This is a genomic window from Pantoea eucalypti, assembly GCF_009646115.1.
Classification (GTDB): Bacteria; Pseudomonadota; Gammaproteobacteria; order Enterobacterales; family Enterobacteriaceae; genus Pantoea; species Pantoea eucalypti.
Genome location: NZ_CP045720.1, coordinates 231298 through 247820 on the forward strand (window position 1 = coordinate 231298; position 16523 = coordinate 247820).

The following is a 16523-nucleotide window of genomic DNA, read 5'->3' on the forward strand; positions in this document are numbered from 1 at the left end:
GCCGGATGATTGCTTATAACAGCTAACAGCGTTATCAATAAGTTAAAGATTTTACCGGAGACTCTGAATGCTAACGATCCTGGGACGCGCCTCCTCAATCAACGTGCGCAAAGTACTATGGCTGTGTGACGAACTTGACCTTGATTTTGAGCGCGAAGAGTGGGGCGATGGCTTCCGCTCAACCCACCTACCCGAATTCATGGCACTGAATCCCAATGCGATGGTGCCGGTTCTGAAAGATGATGACTTTGTGTTGTGGGAATCCAATACCATTCTGCGCTATCTGGCGAACGCCTATGGCGGCGAGTGGCTCTATCCTCATGATCCGCAAACGCGAGCGCCTGTCGATCAGTGGATAGACTGGCAAGCTACCGAACTCAACACCTCATGGCGCTACGCATTTATGTCGCTGGTGCGAAACTCCCCGGCTCATCAGGATCCGCGTCTGCTGGCTGCGGCCAGTAAAGGCTGGGCGCACACCATGAGCATTCTCAATCAGCAGCTGGAAAAAACCGGCCGCTATGTTGCCGGACGTAATTTCACGCTGGCAGACATTCCGATTGGCCTGGCGGTGAACCGCTGGTTTGAGACCCCGCTCGACCATCCCGATTACCCTGCGGTGCGGACTTATTACGAGCGCCTGACTGAACGTCGCGGCTATACCGTCTGGGGCCGCAACGGTACACCCTGAGCCTCACCGCACGGTATTCCTGCCAGCTCACAGGCGATTTCGCCTGCACGCTGAATCGCCCGGCTGTAGCGCGCATCAAACGGATAGCAGCAGGAGAGTCGCAGCGCATGGTTGTAGCGCTCGCTCAGTGAGTAGAGTGCGCCAGGCGTAACGCAAATTTGCTCCTGCAGCAGCCGATCAAACATCTCGGTGGTATTCACGCCGCCCGGTAGCTCAACCCAGAAAACGAAGCCACCGCGCGGCAGTGTTGCGCGCGTGCCTTCCGGGAAGTAGCGGGCGATAAGACCCCGCGCCTCATCCAGATTAGCTGCATAGCGACGGCGCAGCGTGCGCAGATGGTGGTCGTAACCGCCGGAAGCCAGAAACTCCGCCAGCGTTTCGGAGAGCAGGGCAGATTCAGCCATTGAGGAGACGGCTTTCAGTCGGGCAATCGCATCATGAAAACGGCCTGCGGCGGTCCAGCCAATACGAAAATCGGGTGCCACGGTTTTAGTGAAACTGGTGCAGTAGATCACCCAGCCATCGCGATCAAAGGCTTTCACGGCGGGTGAGAGCGGCCAGTCGAACTGCAACTCGTCATACAGCCCATCTTCTATCAGCGGAACGTGGTAAGTGTTCACTAACTTTGCCAGCCGTTTCTTATTCTCCAGCGACATACCGCAGCCCAGCGGGTTCTGCGCGCTCGGCATCGCAATCAGCGCCTTGATACGCTGCTCCTGCAGCAGCATCTCCAGTGCATCCAGCGAGAGCCCGTGCTGTGGGTCAGTGGGGATTTCCAGTGCTTTCAGACCGAGCGAGGCCAGAAGCGGAAAGAGGAAGAAGTAGGTCGGCGACTCCAGCCCGACGCAGTCGCCAGGCTGCGTGACGGCACGAAGCGCCAGCTGAAGCGCCTCCATGCAGCCGTGGGTCAGGGTGATCTCATCGGCGGTAATTGTCTGTCCGGCGTGCAGCGCCCGTCGCGCTATCTCCTCCCGTAAGCGCTCACTACCGGGCGGAAGCGCATAGCGACCGATCATGTTGGGATCACGACGCAACAATGAGGCGGTAATCCGGGCGATGCGTGCCGCAGGAAACAGCTCACTGTCCTGCGGGCAGGCCAGCGAAATATTGGTGTAGTCGGGATGATTCTGCGCCGCAAACACCTTATCGATCAGGTCGAGTTTACCGCTGCTGGGATCGCGTACCCGGGTCTTATGCTGACCGTGGCGGGTGACGGCGGGCAACACGCCGCGCACGTAATAGCCCGACTGCGGACGCGCCTCAATCAGCCCGCGATCTTCCAGCATCTGCCAGGCATTCAGCACGGTATTGACGCTGACCTGATGTGACTGCGCAACACGGCGGATCGCCGGCAGGCGTTTACCGGGTTTCAGCGTTCCCTGATGGATGGCTTCAGCGAAGCTCTCTGCCAGCTGCTGATAGAGGGGTTGTTCGGTCGTGGGAGCAAGGGACACAATAGCCTCCGGCCTGAATGGGTACAATTTCTGTTAACGATAACTGTAACCATAACAATAGTGATTTTGTGTCCCTGTTACCATCTTAATTCCCGCCTTAGCATAGAACTCTGTCTACCTTCAGGAGAGTCACCATGCTTGATCCCTCTTTCTTCAGTTACGTTACTGTGATGTCAATTACGCCAGGCCCGAACAATCTGCTGCTGGCGACCTCCGGGGTCAATTTTGGCATGCGGCGCACTCTGCCAATGGTGTTCGGTATTCTGGTGGGCTGTGCGGTGCAGACGGTGATTGCCGGTATGGCGCTGGAGGTGTTATTGCACTGGATGGCGGCGATTCGCCTGCCGCTGACGCTGGCAGGCTGTACCTATCTGATGTGGTTATCCTGGAAAATTTTTCGCGCTGCCGCACCCGAAGCGCGCACCCGTCCTCAGCCAATGACGATAGTGGGCGGCGCCTGCTTCCAGGCGATCAATCCCAAGGCCTGGCTGATGGCCACCAACGTCGCGCTGCTCTATAGCGGCAGCAGCGGCGTCCTGACGGTGATGATCGGCTTTATGCTGCTCAATCTGCCCTGCATCCTGATCTGGGCAGCACTGGGCGATCGCCTGCGCAGCCATCTGCAGATTGCCTGGAAGCGCCAGCTGTTTAACAGCCTGATGGCGCTGTCGCTGGTGGCGACCACCGTCTGGATGCTGACCGACGCGCTGCTGGCCGCTTAATCGGGCACACCCGGTGCAGTGGCCGACGGCCATTTCCAGTTCTGCACCTCCGGCAAATCTTCGCCATGCTCACGGACATAGCGATGATGTTCCGCCAGACGCTGCTGTAAATCCTCCAGCAGCTCAGGATGCGCGTCGGCCAGGCCCGGCACGCGCAGAATCGCCTCCTGCGCCAGATGATAGCGGTCAAGCTCGTTCAGTACCGTCATATCAAATGGCGTGGTGGTGGTTCCCTCTTCGTTAAAGCCGCGCACATGGAAGTTGCGGTGGTTGGTTCGGGAATAGGTCAGGCGATGTATCAGCGTCGGATAGCCGTGGAAAGCAAAAATCACCGGTTTATCCTGGGTAAACAGCGCGTCGAACTCCGCATCAGATTTGCCATGCGGATGCTGATCTTCCGGCTGCAGTGCCAGCAGATCGACCACGTTCACCACGCGGATGCGCAGTTCAGGCAGCATCTCACGCAGCAGATCGACCGCCGCCATCGTCTCCATAGTTGGGACATCACCGGCGCAGGCCATCACCACATCTGGCTGGTCATGTGCCGGCGTGGTGCCCGCCCAGCGCCACTCGCCCATACCCGCTTCACAATGGGTCACGGCACTGGCCATATCCAGCCACTGCGGCGCAGGCTGTTTGCCCGCCACAATCACATTGATGCGGTCCCAGGTGCGCAGGCAGTGATCGCCCACCCAAAGCAGCGTATTGGCATCGGGCGGCAGATAGATGCGCACGATGTCTGCTTTCTTGTTGGCAACATGATCGATAAAGCCCGGATCCTGATGACTGTAGCCATTGTGGTCCTGACGCCAGACGTGCGAAGAGAGCAGGTAATTCAGCGACGAAATCGGTTTACGCCAGCCCAGCTTGCGCGTCACTTTCAGCCACTTAGCGTGCTGGTTAAACATCGAATCGACGATGTGAATAAAAGCTTCATAGCAGTTGAACAGCCCGTGGCGGCCGGTCAGCAGATAGCCTTCAAGCCAGCCCTGACACTGATGCTCACTGAGGATTTCCATCACCCGGCCATCTCGCGCCAGCTGCTCATCGTACGGCTCGATTCGTTCCAGCCAGGTGCGGCTGGTCACGTCAAAGACCGGCGTCAGGCGGTTAGAGGCCGTTTCATCCGGGCCAAACAGGCGGAAATTATCGCGGTTACGCTGGAACAGTACGCTGAGATAGCGACCCAGATGCTCAGTGGCCTGCGCCATCTGTGCGCCTGGCTCGCTGACATCGCAGGCAAACTCCGCAATGCCGGGTGCATCCAGCTCACGGCGCAGCAGGCCACCATTAGCATAAGGTGAAGCGCCCATGCGTTTATCGCCTTCCGGTGCCAGCGCCTGCAGTTCCGGCTTCAGGCGACCCTGTTCATCAAACAGGTCGTCGGGCTGATAGCTGCGCATCCACGTCTCAAGGATCTGGCGATGACCTTCATCTTCACGACAGGCCGCGACCGGCACCTGATGCGCGCGCCAGAAATTCTCCACTTTCTTGCCATCGACCGTTTCAGGGCCGGTCCAGCCTTTGGGGCTACGCAGGATAATCATCGGCCAGCGCGGCACGTCGGTGCTGGCATTGCCGCTGCGTGCCTCACGCTGATACTCAGCGATCTTACTGAAGGCGTTATCCAGTGCCTCCGCCATCAGAGGATGCATTTTTTCCGGCTCATGCCCGCAGACGAATATGGGCTCATAACCATAGCCGCTGAATAGCTGGTGCAGATCCTCATCGCTGCTTCGACCCAGTAGCGTCGGGTTGGCAATTTTGTAGCCGTTAAGATGCAGAATCGGCAGCACCGCGCCGTCACGTTCAGGATTGAGGAATTTGATGCCGTGCCAGCTGGAAGCCAGCGGCCCGGTTTCCGCTTCGCCGTCGCCAATCACGCACGGCACCAGCAGATCGGGATTATCGAAGGCTGCACCAAAGGCATGAGAGAGTGAGTAGCCCAGTTCACCGCCTTCATTAATCGAGCCCGGCGTTTCCGGTGCCGCGTGGCTGGGAATGCCGCCAGGAAAGGAGAACTGTTTAAACAGGCGCTGCATGCCCGCCGCATCCTGAGAGATGAGCGGATAAATTTCGCTGTAGCTGCCCTCCAGCCAGGTATTCGCCACCATGCCGGGACCGCCATGGCCTGGCCCGCAGATATAGATCATATCCAGGTTCTGTTTGCGGATAACACGGTTGAGGTGGGCGTAGATAAAATTCAGTCCGGGCGTCGTGCCCCAGTGACCCAGCAGACGCGGTTTAATATGTTCCGGCCTGAGTGGCTCGCGCAACAGCGGGTTATCCATCAGGTAAATCTGTCCGACGGAGAGGTAATTCGCCGCCCGCCAGTAGCGGTCGAGCAGGGTAAATTCGGGTGACGCAGGGGAGTAAGACATGCGGGTTCCTCCTGATCGTTCAGCTAAAAGATGTCTTAACCCTAATAGAAAATCCTCAGGACGACCAGGCAACCGCCCAATAAAAAAGGCTCCGCCATGCGGAGCCTTTTTATCAATGGCGCTGAATTACTTGCCGACGACGAATGCGGTTTCCCGTCCTTCATCGTTGGCCGCCATCGGGGTGACCGGCGAGTAGTCGAGCTGGAGAATACGGCTGGTTTCAGCTAACACTTTTTCTGTCAGCGCCACGTCGCCGTTCAGCTTACGACCCCAGGAGGGGACCACCGCACGGATTTTGTTCTGCCATTCCGGCGAAGCCATCTGCTCAGGACAGACCTTGTGCAGCAGCTCCAGCATGATCGGTGCTGCCGTAGACGCGCCCGGCGAGGCACCCAGCAGAGCTGAAATCGTACCATCCTGTGAAGCGACCACTTCGGTGCCCAGACGCAACACAGCGCCCTCTTTCTCATCTTTTTTGATGATCTGCACACGCTGACCGGCTGTGACAAGGCGCCAGTCCTCCTGTTTCGCCTGCGGCACATAGGCACGCAGCGCGTCCATGCGGTCGCGGTCGCTTTGCAGTACCTGATCCATCAGGTATTTCACCAGATCAAAGCTTTTCAGCCCGACTTTAACCATCGGCAGCATATTGCTGCTGTTCAGTGAAGTGAACATATCCATCAGCGAACCCTGCTTCAGGAATCGGGTCGAGAAGGTGGCAAATGGGCCAAACAGCAACACCTGCTTGCCATCCAGCACGCGGGTGTCGACGTGTGGCACGGACATGGGTGGCGCACCCACGCTGGCTTTGCCGTAGACTTTGGCCATGTGCTGCTCGACGACCTGCGGGTTTTCCGTGACCAGGAACGAACCACCCACAGGGAAACCGGCGTAGCCGTTGGCTTCAGGAATGCCGGCCTTCTGCAGCAGCGGTAACGCCGCACCACCCGCACCGATAAAAATTTTGCCTGCGGTCAGCGTGCGACGCGTGCCGCTGTTCAGACACTGCAGCGTGACCTGCCAGCGACCATCAGCCAGCTGTTTCAGCTCACGCACTTCCTGACGGAGACGCAGCTGGAAATTTTCTTTCTTCTCTAACGTGGCGATTAACTGACGGGTGATTTCACCGAAGTTCACATCGGTGCCCATCTCCGTCCAGGTCGCGGCCACTTTCTGTCGACGGTCACGGCCATTCATTACCAGCGGGATCCAGCGAGCAATCTGCTGCGGATCTTCGGAGTAGGCCATGCCGCGGAACAGAGTGCTTTTCTGCAACGCTTTGAAGCGCTTGCGCAGGAAGTCGACATTGTCGTCGCCCCAGACAAAGCTCATGTGCGGCGTGCTATGAATAAAGCTTTTGGGATTGCGCAGGTTGCCTTTCTGAACCTGATAAGCCCAGAACTGGCGGGAAATCTGAAACGATTCGTTGATCGTTATCGCTTTAGAGATGTCGATGCTGCCATCCGCCTGCTGAGGCGTATAGTTCAGCTCCGCCAGCGCCGCATGACCGGTGCCCGCGTTATTCCAGCCGTTGGAGGATTCTTCGGCCACGCTATCGAGCCGCTCCACCATTTCGATGGACCAGTCCGGCTCTAAATCCTGCAGCCATGCACCGAGGGTAGCGCTCATCACACCAGCACCAATCAGCAGCACGTCAACGTCTTTGCGCTCCTGCGCAGTAGTGGTGTCCTTTGCCATGGCACTCATCGCGAGCGCAAGGTTTACAGCTGAATTGCTCATGAGGCGACATCTCCTCTTCTGTTGACCTGAAGCCCAACAGTTTCGCAGGCGAAATAGTCACGCTTCTTACGAGCGCGTTGCGCTATTTCTCAAAGGTTAAGTCTCAGGTATAGGGTTAAAGCGGTGATAACGCGTTAACTGAACGTTATGCTTAGTCATCCGAATATAACATTCTCGCATCTGAATTAAACATTAGTTTATTTTTTAAATGCAGAAATGATTCAGCATAAGAATTAATCATCACGATACGCGGCGTATTAGTGATTTTTTAGAGTGAAGTCAGTGAGTTAACTAAAAAAGGATGTTGCGGGAAAGCCCCATGCTGGTGCAGTGCCGGAAACGATGTGAACAGTGCGGAATTATTTAATTAGCTGAAATTTAGCGATTTATTGCGCAGTAAGGAATAACAGGAATCAGAATGGCAGGGCCTTAACAGCCGCTTGTGTAAAAATAATGTTACATTTTTGTGAGTGTGAAAATGCGTGCGCATCGGCCCACGCATCGGATTCACCTATGACTGATTCGCGCTGGCAGGCAGCTTTTTCAGACTTATCGCCATGCGGTTATAGGTGTTCATCAGGCCAATCGCGATGTTCAGATCGACAATCTCTTTCTCACTGAACTCGGCTGTCAGTGCCGCATAGCAGGCGTCTGGCGCACCCTGCTGAGCAATCAGCGTCAGGCATTCAGCCCAGTGGAGAGCGGCCTTCTCTTTCTCACTGAACAGCGTCCCCGATTCATGCCAGACCGGGGTTAGCACGATCTTATCCCAGCTCATACCCGATTTATTCAGCGCTTTAGTATGCATATCAATGCAGTAGGCGCAGCCGTTAATCTGGGAAATGCGCAGGAACAGCAGTTCCAGTAAAGTGAGTGGCAGATCGGTTTGTGCCAGATAACTGTATACGCCGCCCAGCGCTTTCATGCCTGCCGGTGCTGCAAGGTGAAAATCGATACGTTCGCTCATCTTATTGCCTCCTGGGATTGATGAGGTGATTTTCGGCCTTTCAATGGAGCAGATAAAGTGCCAAAAAATGAGAGTCTGACTGGCCCATCGCCGCTTTCTACGCTGACACTGCAACGCGGTGCATCACGGGGGCTCAGCGAGCAGCTGCGACTACTGATTGAACAGGCGATTAGTGAAGGGCGTTTACAGCCTGGTACGCGTTTACCTTCCTGCCGCGATCTGGCGGCGCAGCTCGGCGTGGCACGTGGCACCGTGCGTGCCAGCTATGACATGCTGGTTGATGGTCAGTTTCTGCAGGCCAGAGGCGCAGCAGGCACCTTCGTCAGTCCATTACCACCGTTAAAACCGGCCGGCAATGATGCCAACTGCAAGTCACTCCATCCTGATGGAATTGAAGAGTATGAAGCGCCACCGCTGACCTTTCAGATGGGCATTCCGGCCAGCGATGCGTTTCCGGCAAAAGTCTGGCTGCGCATCCTGCAGCGTCAGACGCGCATGCAGGTCAGCAGACCGGCGAGTTATCCCGATCCACGCGGCAGCTTAGCGCTGCGTCAGGCGCTGGTGGCCTACCTCGCGGTGGCACGCGGCCTGCGCTGTCAGGCGGATCAGATCATTATCACCAGCGGTTATGCGGGCGCGATGGGCCTGATTGGGCTGGCGATGAATTTTCAGGGCAAAAAGGCCTGGCTGGAGGACCCCGGATTCTGGGTGGCACGTCGCGCGGTTGAAGCGCTACACGTCACGCCGGTTGCCGTGCCGGTTGATGCCGAAGGGTTGCAGGTGGCGACCGGGATTGCCCGCGCGCCGGATGCCGCTTTCGCGCTGGTCACACCGGGACAGCAGGCGCCGCTGGGCATGACCATGAGCCTGGTACGCCGTCATGAATTGCTGAACTGGGCCAGCCGGGAGCAGCGCTGGATTATCGAAGATGATTATCTCGGCGAGCTTCAGCCCGGTAATCGCGCGGCTCCTGCACTTGCCGCGCTCGACAGTGAAGGGCGGGTTCTGCACATCGGCACCTTCAGCAAGACGCTGACGCCGCAACTGCGGCTCGGTTTTATGGTGGTTCCGCCGGCGCTGACGACCCGGTTCGGTGAGGTCTGCGCGTTGCTTTCGCCTGCATCCTCAGGATTGTTACACAACGCGGTGGCGGAGTTTCTGCGGGAAGGCCACTTTATGCGGCATCTGCGGCGCATGAAGCGCGTTTATCATGAGCGACTGGAGCAGATGATCGCGGCGCTCCATCCTTACTTTCCCGACCTGCAACGCGCCGGGCTGGCGGTGATTGTCCGCTTACCCGCCGGTACTCCGGATGAGGCCATTGCGCAGCAGGCGGTGGAGTGGGGCATGGCCCCCTCGCCGCTGTCGGTCTGGTATCAGCAGGCCGGGCAGCGCGGTGCGGGTCTGGTACTGGGTGCGGCACATCTGCCGCGTGAAGGTTACGCGCGCAGCGCTGAACGGCTAAAAGCGCTGGTCGATGCGCAGGCGGTCAGCCCCTGAACCAGCGACGCCAGACAAAGCGGATAACAAAAAACTCTATGGCGCCCAGTAGCAAAAACCAGATGCAAAACACCACCGTATAGAGCTGATTCAGATCCTGTAAATGGAACATCTGCAACAGATGCTGCGCTACTGTCACGCTAAAAGCGGGCGCGGGCAGCAGCAGCGCCGAGAGAAAGCCCAGCAGCAAAATGCCACCAGGCACAACCAACGTTTCAAAAGGGCTATTCATAACCGGTTTCCCATATTTATCAGCCCGGCATTTTCCGGTAATCGGCGACAGGGTTCAATGGTGGTGTGCCGCAATACGCCCACATGGCGTAGTGCAGGGCAGGGAAAACGGCCAGAAAATGCTTTGCCACCATCGACTTAGCGCCATTCATAGCGAATGATAAGAGTTATAGCCTTTGCTATACTTAAATCCCTGATTTTACTGTCTTTTTATCTTGAGGTTTGCGTGGTAGACTGCGCCCACTTTTTCATAACTGAACACTTTGTGTGGTGAATTCAGCGTGAATTGCCGCTTTTTCGCCCCAGGTGAATAAATCATGACCTTTATTGCCACTTTAATTCTTGCGCTGGGTATGTCGATGGACGCGTTTGCCGCTGCGCTGGGCAAAGGTGCCACATTGCATCGTCCTGGTTTTAAAGAAGCGCTGCGTACCGGTCTGATCTTCGGCTCTATTGAAGCGCTGACCCCGCTGATTGGCTGGGCACTTGGCCTGGCGGCCAGTCGTTACATCATGGCGTGGGATCACTGGGTTGCCTTCACCCTGCTGGCCTTTCTGGGTGGCCGTATGATGATGGAGGGTTTTCGTCAGACAGCCGTCGCAGAACCTTGTGAAGCCCCGCAAAGTCATGGCTTTATGGTCCTGGCGACCACTGCCGTCGCGACCAGCCTGGATGCACTGGCGGTCGGCGTTGGTCTGGCCTTTTTACAGGTGAATATCATCACCACCGCGCTGACCATTGGTGCCGCCACCACAGTGATGGCGACGACCGGCGTATTAGTCGGACGCTTTATCGGTCCGGTACTGGGCAAATGGGCGGAAGTGCTGGGTGGCGTGGTGTTAATCGCCGTCGGCTCCACCATTCTGTTGCAGCATCTTGGCTACACCGCCTAGGGCCTTTGCACATAAAAGCGGCATTTTTGTGATCTGCTTCAAATTTATTTGCTGTTAAAACGCACAGCGGCTATACTTTTTCAGTATATGTTCAACTAAATTTGAATCAGGCATTTTATGAAACGCATCATTAAACACGTGTTCCGCGCTTATGTTGAGACGTTCAAACACGTACCGCCGGGTGCCATGTACTAAGCACCCCGCAAGAAACCCTCGATAATCGCGGTCAGGGATCGACCTGTGATTATCACCTTTTGCTTTTGCTTTCTTCTGAGTAAACCCGCGTTTTGCACTTCCTGGTGCGTCTAATCTGCTTCTGCCACTCTTCTTGTTGTCTTTCCGCTAAAAACACTTTCTGGCGACAAAATGACGCCTTTGCAGCCGTGCGTTATGTGCTGGTTGTAATTCCTTGTTTATGTAACCTGGTTTTCGATTTCATGCTGATTGTCTCTGCGTCAACGTGAGAATCATGGCAAAAGTCTCATGATTTAGTGCCGCTCTAAGTTGTAAATTTTTTCTGATAGGTCATCCTTTAATATGCTATCTCATGTAGCTTAATTCTTTCGTAATCGACGGCTTATAGCTGAATATATGAGGTCTTATCGGCGATATAATGTTCAGGGAGAATATAAATGGATGCAGCATTGCTCGATATGATGCGCTCAGGCCGAAATAAGCACTGGGCTGAAACAACGATTAATCTTGAGGCCAGAAAGCTGATCAATACGGCTAATCATGTGTCCTCGGCCCATCTTTCAAATGGCATGACTCAGGTAAAGTTCGTTCAGGAGATTAGAGATCTCATTGAGAAGGAATTTGCCGCTGCACGACGTGCAAAATCTGACGAAGAGTGCGTGGCATGTATTAGAAATTTGCGGATAGAAATGGAAAACCTTCAGGAGCAGGACAGAATGCTGCGCATGAAAGCTGCGAAACTCTACGCCAAAGTGGAGTTTGTTAAGGAAAACAATAAAATCGTTGGGTATGTGATTTCTGCTGTAAATGTTGTTATGGCCGGTGCCGAAATAGCTACTGGCCTAACCCTTATAGGTTCTATGACGCCTATGGGTATTCTGGCCGGTGCAGTGCTGGTTATTGACGGCGCTAACGGCATAAGCAAAGAATTTTCGAACTACGTTATGGGTATAAAAAACACCGAAGGTTTAGTGGCTGATGCTGCCATGTCTTCCGCTCAATTTATGGGGTTCAGTCCAAACAGCGGGCTGGCAGTCTATAAATCAGTCTCGCTGGTCGCAAATGCTTATACCGTATTTGGCCTCTTCAGGCGCCCCGGAACCTGGCGTTTATTCAGATACATGCCATCCGATTATTTCCGAAAAGTTAACACAATGAGCCGCGCCAAACTCACAATGCACATAGTCGGTTATGGTGTTACGGCCAAAGTCATATTTGACCTTATATCTGTTAAGGGCGCTGTTCAGAATTAGTTGTTAATTTACGATAGCGCCATGCCTTATAGGCAAGTGTTGCTGGCGTTAGATACCATATAAAAGGTAATACAATTGCAAGTGTACCTGTGAGCGTGATGCTGGTATCTGAGGATGCCAGCACTAACGTGAGAACGAGAATGGCTAAGGCAACGATAGTAATCCACTTTGCAGCAATAAAGCGGTTAGCAAGGTCATGGATAACCGAATCCAGAGAGCCGCCATAGTTAGCAATGTTGTTTTTAAGCTTCTGAAGATCTGCATAGTTAAAGCCGGAATCCAGCAGCGCCTTTTCGTTCAATTTCATAGACTTTTATCCTTAAAATTACCTGTGTAGCTTAAATAACTTTACCTGATAATGGCACTAAAAATCCCGCAAAGGGCACTCTTTCTGATAACTACTCTTTATGTCTGATATCCAGCTCTAAAGCGCGAAGCACTCGTAAACAGGATTATGCAGCAGTGCGCTACTTGCCATCTGCAATATAGTGTACGGTCGGGGTCATGTTGTCCGCAAAACAGCAAGCGACGCTACACAGCAAATTTTGCCATTCTCTAAGAAATTACCTCTTACGCCAAACCTTCAACCCACCATTAACCCGCCGCCCACCCAATCCCGTCCTACACTGAATTATCCTCCCCAAATCAGGAGCAGCGGATGATCCAGAAGCATCGACGAAAACAGGCAGCGATTGTGGCAGGCGTGGGATTAGGTGTAGCGGCTACGCTTTGGGGTATGAAACGCTGGCAGCAACTGAAGCAGACGCCGCCGGTGTTGCCGCGCAGTCACCACGCCGGGCTGGCGGGTTATTTCCAGCAGGTGGGCGACTGGCGCATGTTTACGCGTGTCACACCTAATGAGGATCAGGGACTGCCGGTGGTGCTGATTCACGGGCTGGTGATGTCGGGCCGGGCGATGGAGCCGCTCGCACTGGCACTGGGCCGCGACTATCACGTACTGGTGCCGGATCTGCCTGGTTTTGGGGCCAGCACGCTGCCACCTTCCGCACCCATCATGACGGTGGATCAGCAGGCTGATGCGCTCTGGCTCTGGCTGCAGCACAACGGGTTTCAGCGTGCCATCTGGGTGGGCAATGCGTTTGGCTGCCAGATTCTGGCTGCGCTGGCGGTGAAATATCCGCAGGCGGTAGCGGGGCTGGTCTTGCAAGGGCCGACGGTGGATCGCCATGCGCGCAGTCTGACACGCCAGTTCTGGCGCAACTGGCGCAATCGTGGTCTGGAGGCGCATCGCTCGCCGGGTTCGCTGGCGTGCATCGACTACGCCAAGGCCGGGCTATGGCGCGCGTTCGGCACATTACGCGTCATGATGCGCGACCATATTGAGCATCGCCTCACTTACATCAACGCGCCAACGCTGCTGCTGCGTGGCTCGCGTGATCCAGTCTGCCCGGCACGCTGGCTGGATGAGCTCGCCGCGCTGATGCCGCGCAGCGAACGTCTGACGCTGCGCGATGGTACCCACACGCTGCACTACGTCTATCCGTGGAGTTTCTGCAACGCCATCCGCCCGTTCGTGGCGCGCATTCAGCAGGAGAATCAGCATGAGTAAACCGCCCAAGGGCATCGCCCGTTTTGACTCTGCTGCCGCCATGCTTCTGGCGCTGGCAAATGCGCTTCACGATCGTCCCTTCGCCAGTCCGAGCCAGTCACCGACGCTTGACCGGTTACTGCCCTCGCTGAATCGTCTGCCGACCGGGCTACGTGAGTGGGGTTATGCGCTGGGCGGCATGGCAGAAGGCATCAGCCTGCGCCAGGCGGGTGAGCTGGATATAGAAGGCATTGCTGAATGGATGGTGAGTGAGTACCCACAGCAGGATTATCCGGCGGCCTTTATCGGTTCGTCGAACGGCGCGCTGGTGCATCTGGCGTCGGCAATGAACGTGCCCTGGCTGCCGCAGACGTTTCTCTGTCCGGTGCGCGCCGCCAGTAACGATCCGGATGATGCAGAAGCGAATTTCGAGCAAGGTAAAGAGGTGGCCGCCGCGCTGCTGGCTGCCTGGCCACGGCTGGCGGTTCACCACATGCACGACCCGAATCAGGATCGCCTGATGCTCGACCAGATGCGCTATTTCCGGCTGAAACTGCGCGAACTGCCGCTGGCTTTTAACGAATTCCTGATGGGCAGTCTGCCCGCCGGTTCCACGCTGTTTATCAATCACTGCACCCAGCAATGGCCGGTAACGCGCACCAGCGATCGCTCTTTCTTTCAGTTTGGTGCGCCGGGCGGAGCCAGCGAAAAAGAGTTTATGCAGGGCGGTCCGCGCGTAGCGGAATATCTGGCACGTTACGGCGTGGATCGTGAGCGCTGGACGCCGCCAGCCATTACCGACCGGGTGCCGGAAGCGGAGTGGGGGCTGGATGGTTATCTGATCGCACCGCTGAAAAAGCTTGCCGAAGCGCAGAGCTGGAAGCTGATGGAGATTCGCTACGAGAATCCGGAAGCAATGAGTTATGTGGTGGCGGAGATCTACCGCGACTGGTATCTGGCGGCGGGAATCTTACCGACCCGGCTGACGGTGGACAGTTTCCTGCTGATGGATCCGTGGTGTACGCAGCAGCAGCAGTCGATTCCGTTCTGGCTGAGCTTTAGCAGCGAATCCTCGGCATTAGCGCTGCAACGTTTCCTGGAAAAACAGCCGCCATTCCGTAACATCGATATGATGCTCTTTTCTCATGGCACCGACAGTATCGGGCTGGCGGAGATTGATCGCTGGCGGGCGCTGCTGTCCCATGCGCGTGACGAGGGCGTATTAATCGGTGTGGATGAGGAGCGTTACCCGCGTGACTTCGCGACGTTTGCCCGCTTCGACTCGGCGCTGCGTGAACGGGCACCGCTGTTGCCACCGCCGCCTCCGCTTAATTCAGAGAAGGTGATGGCAGGTATTAAACGTTACGGTGCAAAACATGGCGTCACGCTGACGGCGCTGACGTAGCCGCCGCGCCGTCCTGCGATTATTCGCCGTCGGTGATGGGCTGGCGCACCAGCAGCAGGTAGGCGAGTGCGCCAACCAGCGTGACGCAGGCACAGATCATTAGCGCCAGGCTGAACGATTTGGTGGTGTCGAGCACCCAGCCGGTGATCACTGGCGCGAACGAGGCGAAGATAAAGCTGGCAAAGTTCTGGATGCTGCCGACCGAAGCGGTCATGCGGGCGGTGACGTTGGCGTGGATCAATCCCCAGCATGAGGTGCCGGCGAAATGGATACAGAACAGCGCCATGCCAATCAGCGTCACGGCGCTGGTGGTATCGGTCGCGCGGGTCACCACGGCGGTGAATCCGGCTGACAGCAGCATCCCACTGACGATGCAGACTTTGCGGGTTTTTACGGCGTTAAAGCCACGACGCACCAGCGAGTCAACCACATAGCCATTCAGCAGCATGCCCGCTGCACCAAACAGGAACGGAATCGCCGCCAGCAGGCCAGTACTTTTCAGATCGAGATGATAGGTGGACTGCAGGTAGCCCGGCAGCCAGGCGATATAGAGCCACGCGGTGTAGTTGATGCCGCTGAAGCCAATCATCATGCCCCACATGGTGCGCTGCTTAAACAGGCCACGCCACTCTTTGAAGCTGATCGGCTCTTTCCGCGACGCCACGCTGCCGGCCTGCAGATAGTGGATCTCTTCGGCGCTCAGGGTGTTATTGTCGCGGTCGCGGTAAATCATATACCAGCCGATAGCGAGGAACATGCCGAGGATACCGATGGTGACGAACATGCCACGCCAGCCCATCACCAGCATCATCGCAGCCAGAATCGGCGGCGCTACCGACAGTCCAATCATTGAGGCGGCATTGAACATCCCCATCGGCATGCCGCGATCTTTAATGTTGAACCAGTCGTTGATCACTTTCACGCCGCACGGGTTCATCGGCGCTTCGCCAATACCCAGGCCGATACGCACCAGGATGAACTGGGTAAAGTTATGCACCAGACCCGAGGCGGCCTGGAACAGCGACCAGATAAACATGCCGATGCCGAGCATAATGCGCGGCCCTTTACGATCCAGCAGCGCGCCACACGGCAACTGCGCCAGGCCATACGCCAGCGAAAAAGCAGAAAGCAGGAAGCCGATTTCGGTGGCGCTTAGCCCCATCTCATCGCGGATGGTCATGTTCGCGACCGACAGCGAGCTGCGATCCAGATAGTTGATGATGGCGGCGAACAGCAACAGCAGCATCGCCGTAATCTGCACTTTGCGGATACGCGGTGAACGCACCACATCGCTGCGCATTGGCACGAAATCCTGGCCTGGTGGCGTGTCGCCGGTCACGCTGTCGCGACCGGTTACTGAGGTCTTTTCCATTGCACTCTCCCGAAACTGGGTACTTATCGTTATGGTGAGAAGGGGTCTGCGCGCAGCGGCAAAAGGCCGCCGTGACGTTGCAGTCGAGACTAAGAGCAAAGGGTTAAGGATGTTGCAAAGATGTTTCTGAATCGTGCGGGAGCTAATGCTTTGTGGTTTTTAATCGGTTT

15 protein-coding genes are annotated in these 16523 nt (G+C 56.2%); 8 read left to right on the plus strand and 7 right to left on the minus strand.

What is annotated here, in order from left to right:
• Window positions 1–67: 67 nt before the first annotated feature.
• Window positions 68–691, plus strand: a complete 624-nt coding sequence (locus EE896_RS01080; protein ID WP_003852022.1) for a glutathione S-transferase family protein — start codon at window positions 68–70, stop codon at window positions 689–691.
• Here EE896_RS01080 and EE896_RS01085 read toward each other — a convergent pair.
• Window positions 658–2145 (minus strand): aminotransferase-like domain-containing protein, encoded by a 1488-nt coding sequence (locus EE896_RS01085; RefSeq protein WP_078805091.1) that lies wholly within the window; start codon window positions 2143–2145, stop codon window positions 658–660. The two genes, EE896_RS01080 and EE896_RS01085, sit on opposite strands and share 34 nt — an antisense overlap.
• A gap of 134 nt (window positions 2146–2279) precedes the next feature.
• On the opposite strand from EE896_RS01085, the gene EE896_RS01090 reads away from it, so the two are divergent.
• A complete protein-coding gene (locus EE896_RS01090; RefSeq protein ID WP_003852024.1) occupies window positions 2280–2867 on the plus strand; it encodes a LysE family translocator in 588 nt (195 codons plus the stop codon).
• Here the strand turns inward: EE896_RS01090 and EE896_RS01095 are convergent.
• From EE896_RS01095 to EE896_RS01105, 3 genes are all read right to left on the minus strand, one after another.
• Window positions 2864–5248 (minus strand): phosphoketolase family protein, encoded by a 2385-nt coding sequence (locus tag EE896_RS01095; RefSeq protein ID WP_140916313.1) that lies wholly within the window; start codon window positions 5246–5248, stop codon window positions 2864–2866. The two genes, EE896_RS01090 and EE896_RS01095, sit on opposite strands and share 4 nt — an antisense overlap.
• Window positions 5249–5374: 126 nt before the next feature.
• Window positions 5375–6988: a malate dehydrogenase (quinone) gene (gene mqo / locus EE896_RS01100; RefSeq protein WP_140916314.1), complete on the minus strand. Its 1614-nt coding sequence runs from the start codon at window positions 6986–6988 to the stop codon at window positions 5375–5377.
• Between the two features lie 511 nt (window positions 6989–7499).
• Window positions 7500–7955, minus strand: a complete 456-nt coding sequence (locus EE896_RS01105; RefSeq protein WP_008926347.1) for a carboxymuconolactone decarboxylase family protein — start codon at window positions 7953–7955, stop codon at window positions 7500–7502.
• A gap of 57 nt (window positions 7956–8012) precedes the next feature.
• On the opposite strand from EE896_RS01105, the gene pdxR reads away from it, so the two are divergent.
• Window positions 8013–9455: a MocR-like pyridoxine biosynthesis transcription factor PdxR gene (pdxR, locus tag EE896_RS01110; protein WP_140916316.1), complete on the plus strand. Its 1443-nt coding sequence runs from the start codon at window positions 8013–8015 to the stop codon at window positions 9453–9455.
• Here the strand turns inward: pdxR and EE896_RS01115 are convergent.
• Window positions 9445–9687 (minus strand): DUF1158 domain-containing protein, encoded by a 243-nt coding sequence (locus EE896_RS01115; RefSeq protein ID WP_008926345.1) that lies wholly within the window; start codon window positions 9685–9687, stop codon window positions 9445–9447. The genes pdxR and EE896_RS01115 overlap by 11 nt on opposite strands.
• A gap of 316 nt (window positions 9688–10003) precedes the next feature.
• On the opposite strand from EE896_RS01115, the gene mntP reads away from it, so the two are divergent.
• The 3 genes from mntP (at window position 10004) to EE896_RS01130 (ending at window position 12027) form a co-directional block, all read left to right on the plus strand.
• Complete coding sequence (gene mntP / locus EE896_RS01120) at window positions 10004–10579, plus strand: manganese efflux pump MntP (protein WP_003852038.1); 576 nt, start codon at window positions 10004–10006, stop codon at window positions 10577–10579.
• Window positions 10580–10696: 117 nt separating this feature from the next.
• The gene (azuC, locus tag EE896_RS22860; protein ID WP_123809971.1) at window positions 10697–10774 is read left to right on the plus strand and encodes a stress response protein AzuC; all 78 of its coding nucleotides are present in this window, start codon (window positions 10697–10699) and stop codon (window positions 10772–10774) included.
• A 437-nt stretch (window positions 10775–11211) separates the two neighbouring features.
• Window positions 11212–12027 (plus strand): DUF4225 domain-containing protein, encoded by an 816-nt coding sequence (locus EE896_RS01130; RefSeq protein ID WP_140916318.1) that lies wholly within the window; start codon window positions 11212–11214, stop codon window positions 12025–12027.
• Here the strand turns inward: EE896_RS01130 and EE896_RS01135 are convergent.
• Window positions 12005–12334: a hypothetical protein gene (locus tag EE896_RS01135; RefSeq protein ID WP_003852044.1), complete on the minus strand. Its 330-nt coding sequence runs from the start codon at window positions 12332–12334 to the stop codon at window positions 12005–12007. The genes EE896_RS01130 and EE896_RS01135 overlap by 23 nt on opposite strands.
• A gap of 351 nt (window positions 12335–12685) precedes the next feature.
• On the opposite strand from EE896_RS01135, the gene EE896_RS01140 reads away from it, so the two are divergent.
• Both EE896_RS01140 and EE896_RS01145 read left to right on the plus strand, forming a co-directional pair.
• The gene (locus EE896_RS01140) at window positions 12686–13597 is read left to right on the plus strand and encodes an alpha/beta fold hydrolase (protein ID WP_110410926.1); all 912 of its coding nucleotides are present in this window, start codon (window positions 12686–12688) and stop codon (window positions 13595–13597) included.
• Complete coding sequence (locus tag EE896_RS01145) at window positions 13590–14981, plus strand: hypothetical protein (protein ID WP_140916320.1); 1392 nt, start codon at window positions 13590–13592, stop codon at window positions 14979–14981. The genes EE896_RS01140 and EE896_RS01145 overlap by 8 nt, the downstream gene beginning before the upstream one ends.
• 19 nt (window positions 14982–15000) lie before the next feature.
• Here EE896_RS01145 and EE896_RS01150 read toward each other — a convergent pair whose 3' ends face one another.
• Window positions 15001–16353, minus strand: coding sequence for an MFS transporter (locus tag EE896_RS01150; RefSeq protein ID WP_003852047.1), 1353 nt, complete (start codon window positions 16351–16353; stop codon window positions 15001–15003).
• Between the last annotated feature and the right edge of the window lie 170 nt (window positions 16354–16523).

Coding starts and splice junctions, on each gene's coding strand:
- EE896_RS01130 (WP_140916318.1), top strand. CDS start 11,212: ATGGATGCAGCATTGCTCGATATGATGCGCTCAGGCCGAAATAAGCAC.
- EE896_RS01090 (WP_003852024.1), top strand. CDS start 2,280: ATGCTTGATCCCTCTTTCTTCAGTTACGTTACTGTGATGTCAATTACG.
- mntP (WP_003852038.1), top strand. CDS start 10,004: ATGACCTTTATTGCCACTTTAATTCTTGCGCTGGGTATGTCGATGGAC.
- mqo (WP_140916314.1), bottom strand. CDS start 6,988: ATGAGCAATTCAGCTGTAAACCTTGCGCTCGCGATGAGTGCCATGGCA.
- EE896_RS01150 (WP_003852047.1), bottom strand. CDS start 16,353: ATGGAAAAGACCTCAGTAACCGGTCGCGACAGCGTGACCGGCGACACG.
- EE896_RS01115 (WP_008926345.1), bottom strand. CDS start 9,687: ATGAATAGCCCTTTTGAAACGTTGGTTGTGCCTGGTGGCATTTTGCTG.
- EE896_RS01105 (WP_008926347.1), bottom strand. CDS start 7,955: ATGAGCGAACGTATCGATTTTCACCTTGCAGCACCGGCAGGCATGAAA.
- EE896_RS01095 (WP_140916313.1), bottom strand. CDS start 5,248: ATGTCTTACTCCCCTGCGTCACCCGAATTTACCCTGCTCGACCGCTAC.
- EE896_RS01145 (WP_140916320.1), top strand. CDS start 13,590: ATGAGTAAACCGCCCAAGGGCATCGCCCGTTTTGACTCTGCTGCCGCC.
- azuC (WP_123809971.1), top strand. CDS start 10,697: ATGAAACGCATCATTAAACACGTGTTCCGCGCTTATGTTGAGACGTTC.
- EE896_RS01135 (WP_003852044.1), bottom strand. CDS start 12,334: ATGAAATTGAACGAAAAGGCGCTGCTGGATTCCGGCTTTAACTATGCA.
- EE896_RS01080 (WP_003852022.1), top strand. CDS start 68: ATGCTAACGATCCTGGGACGCGCCTCCTCAATCAACGTGCGCAAAGTA.
- EE896_RS01140 (WP_110410926.1), top strand. CDS start 12,686: ATGATCCAGAAGCATCGACGAAAACAGGCAGCGATTGTGGCAGGCGTG.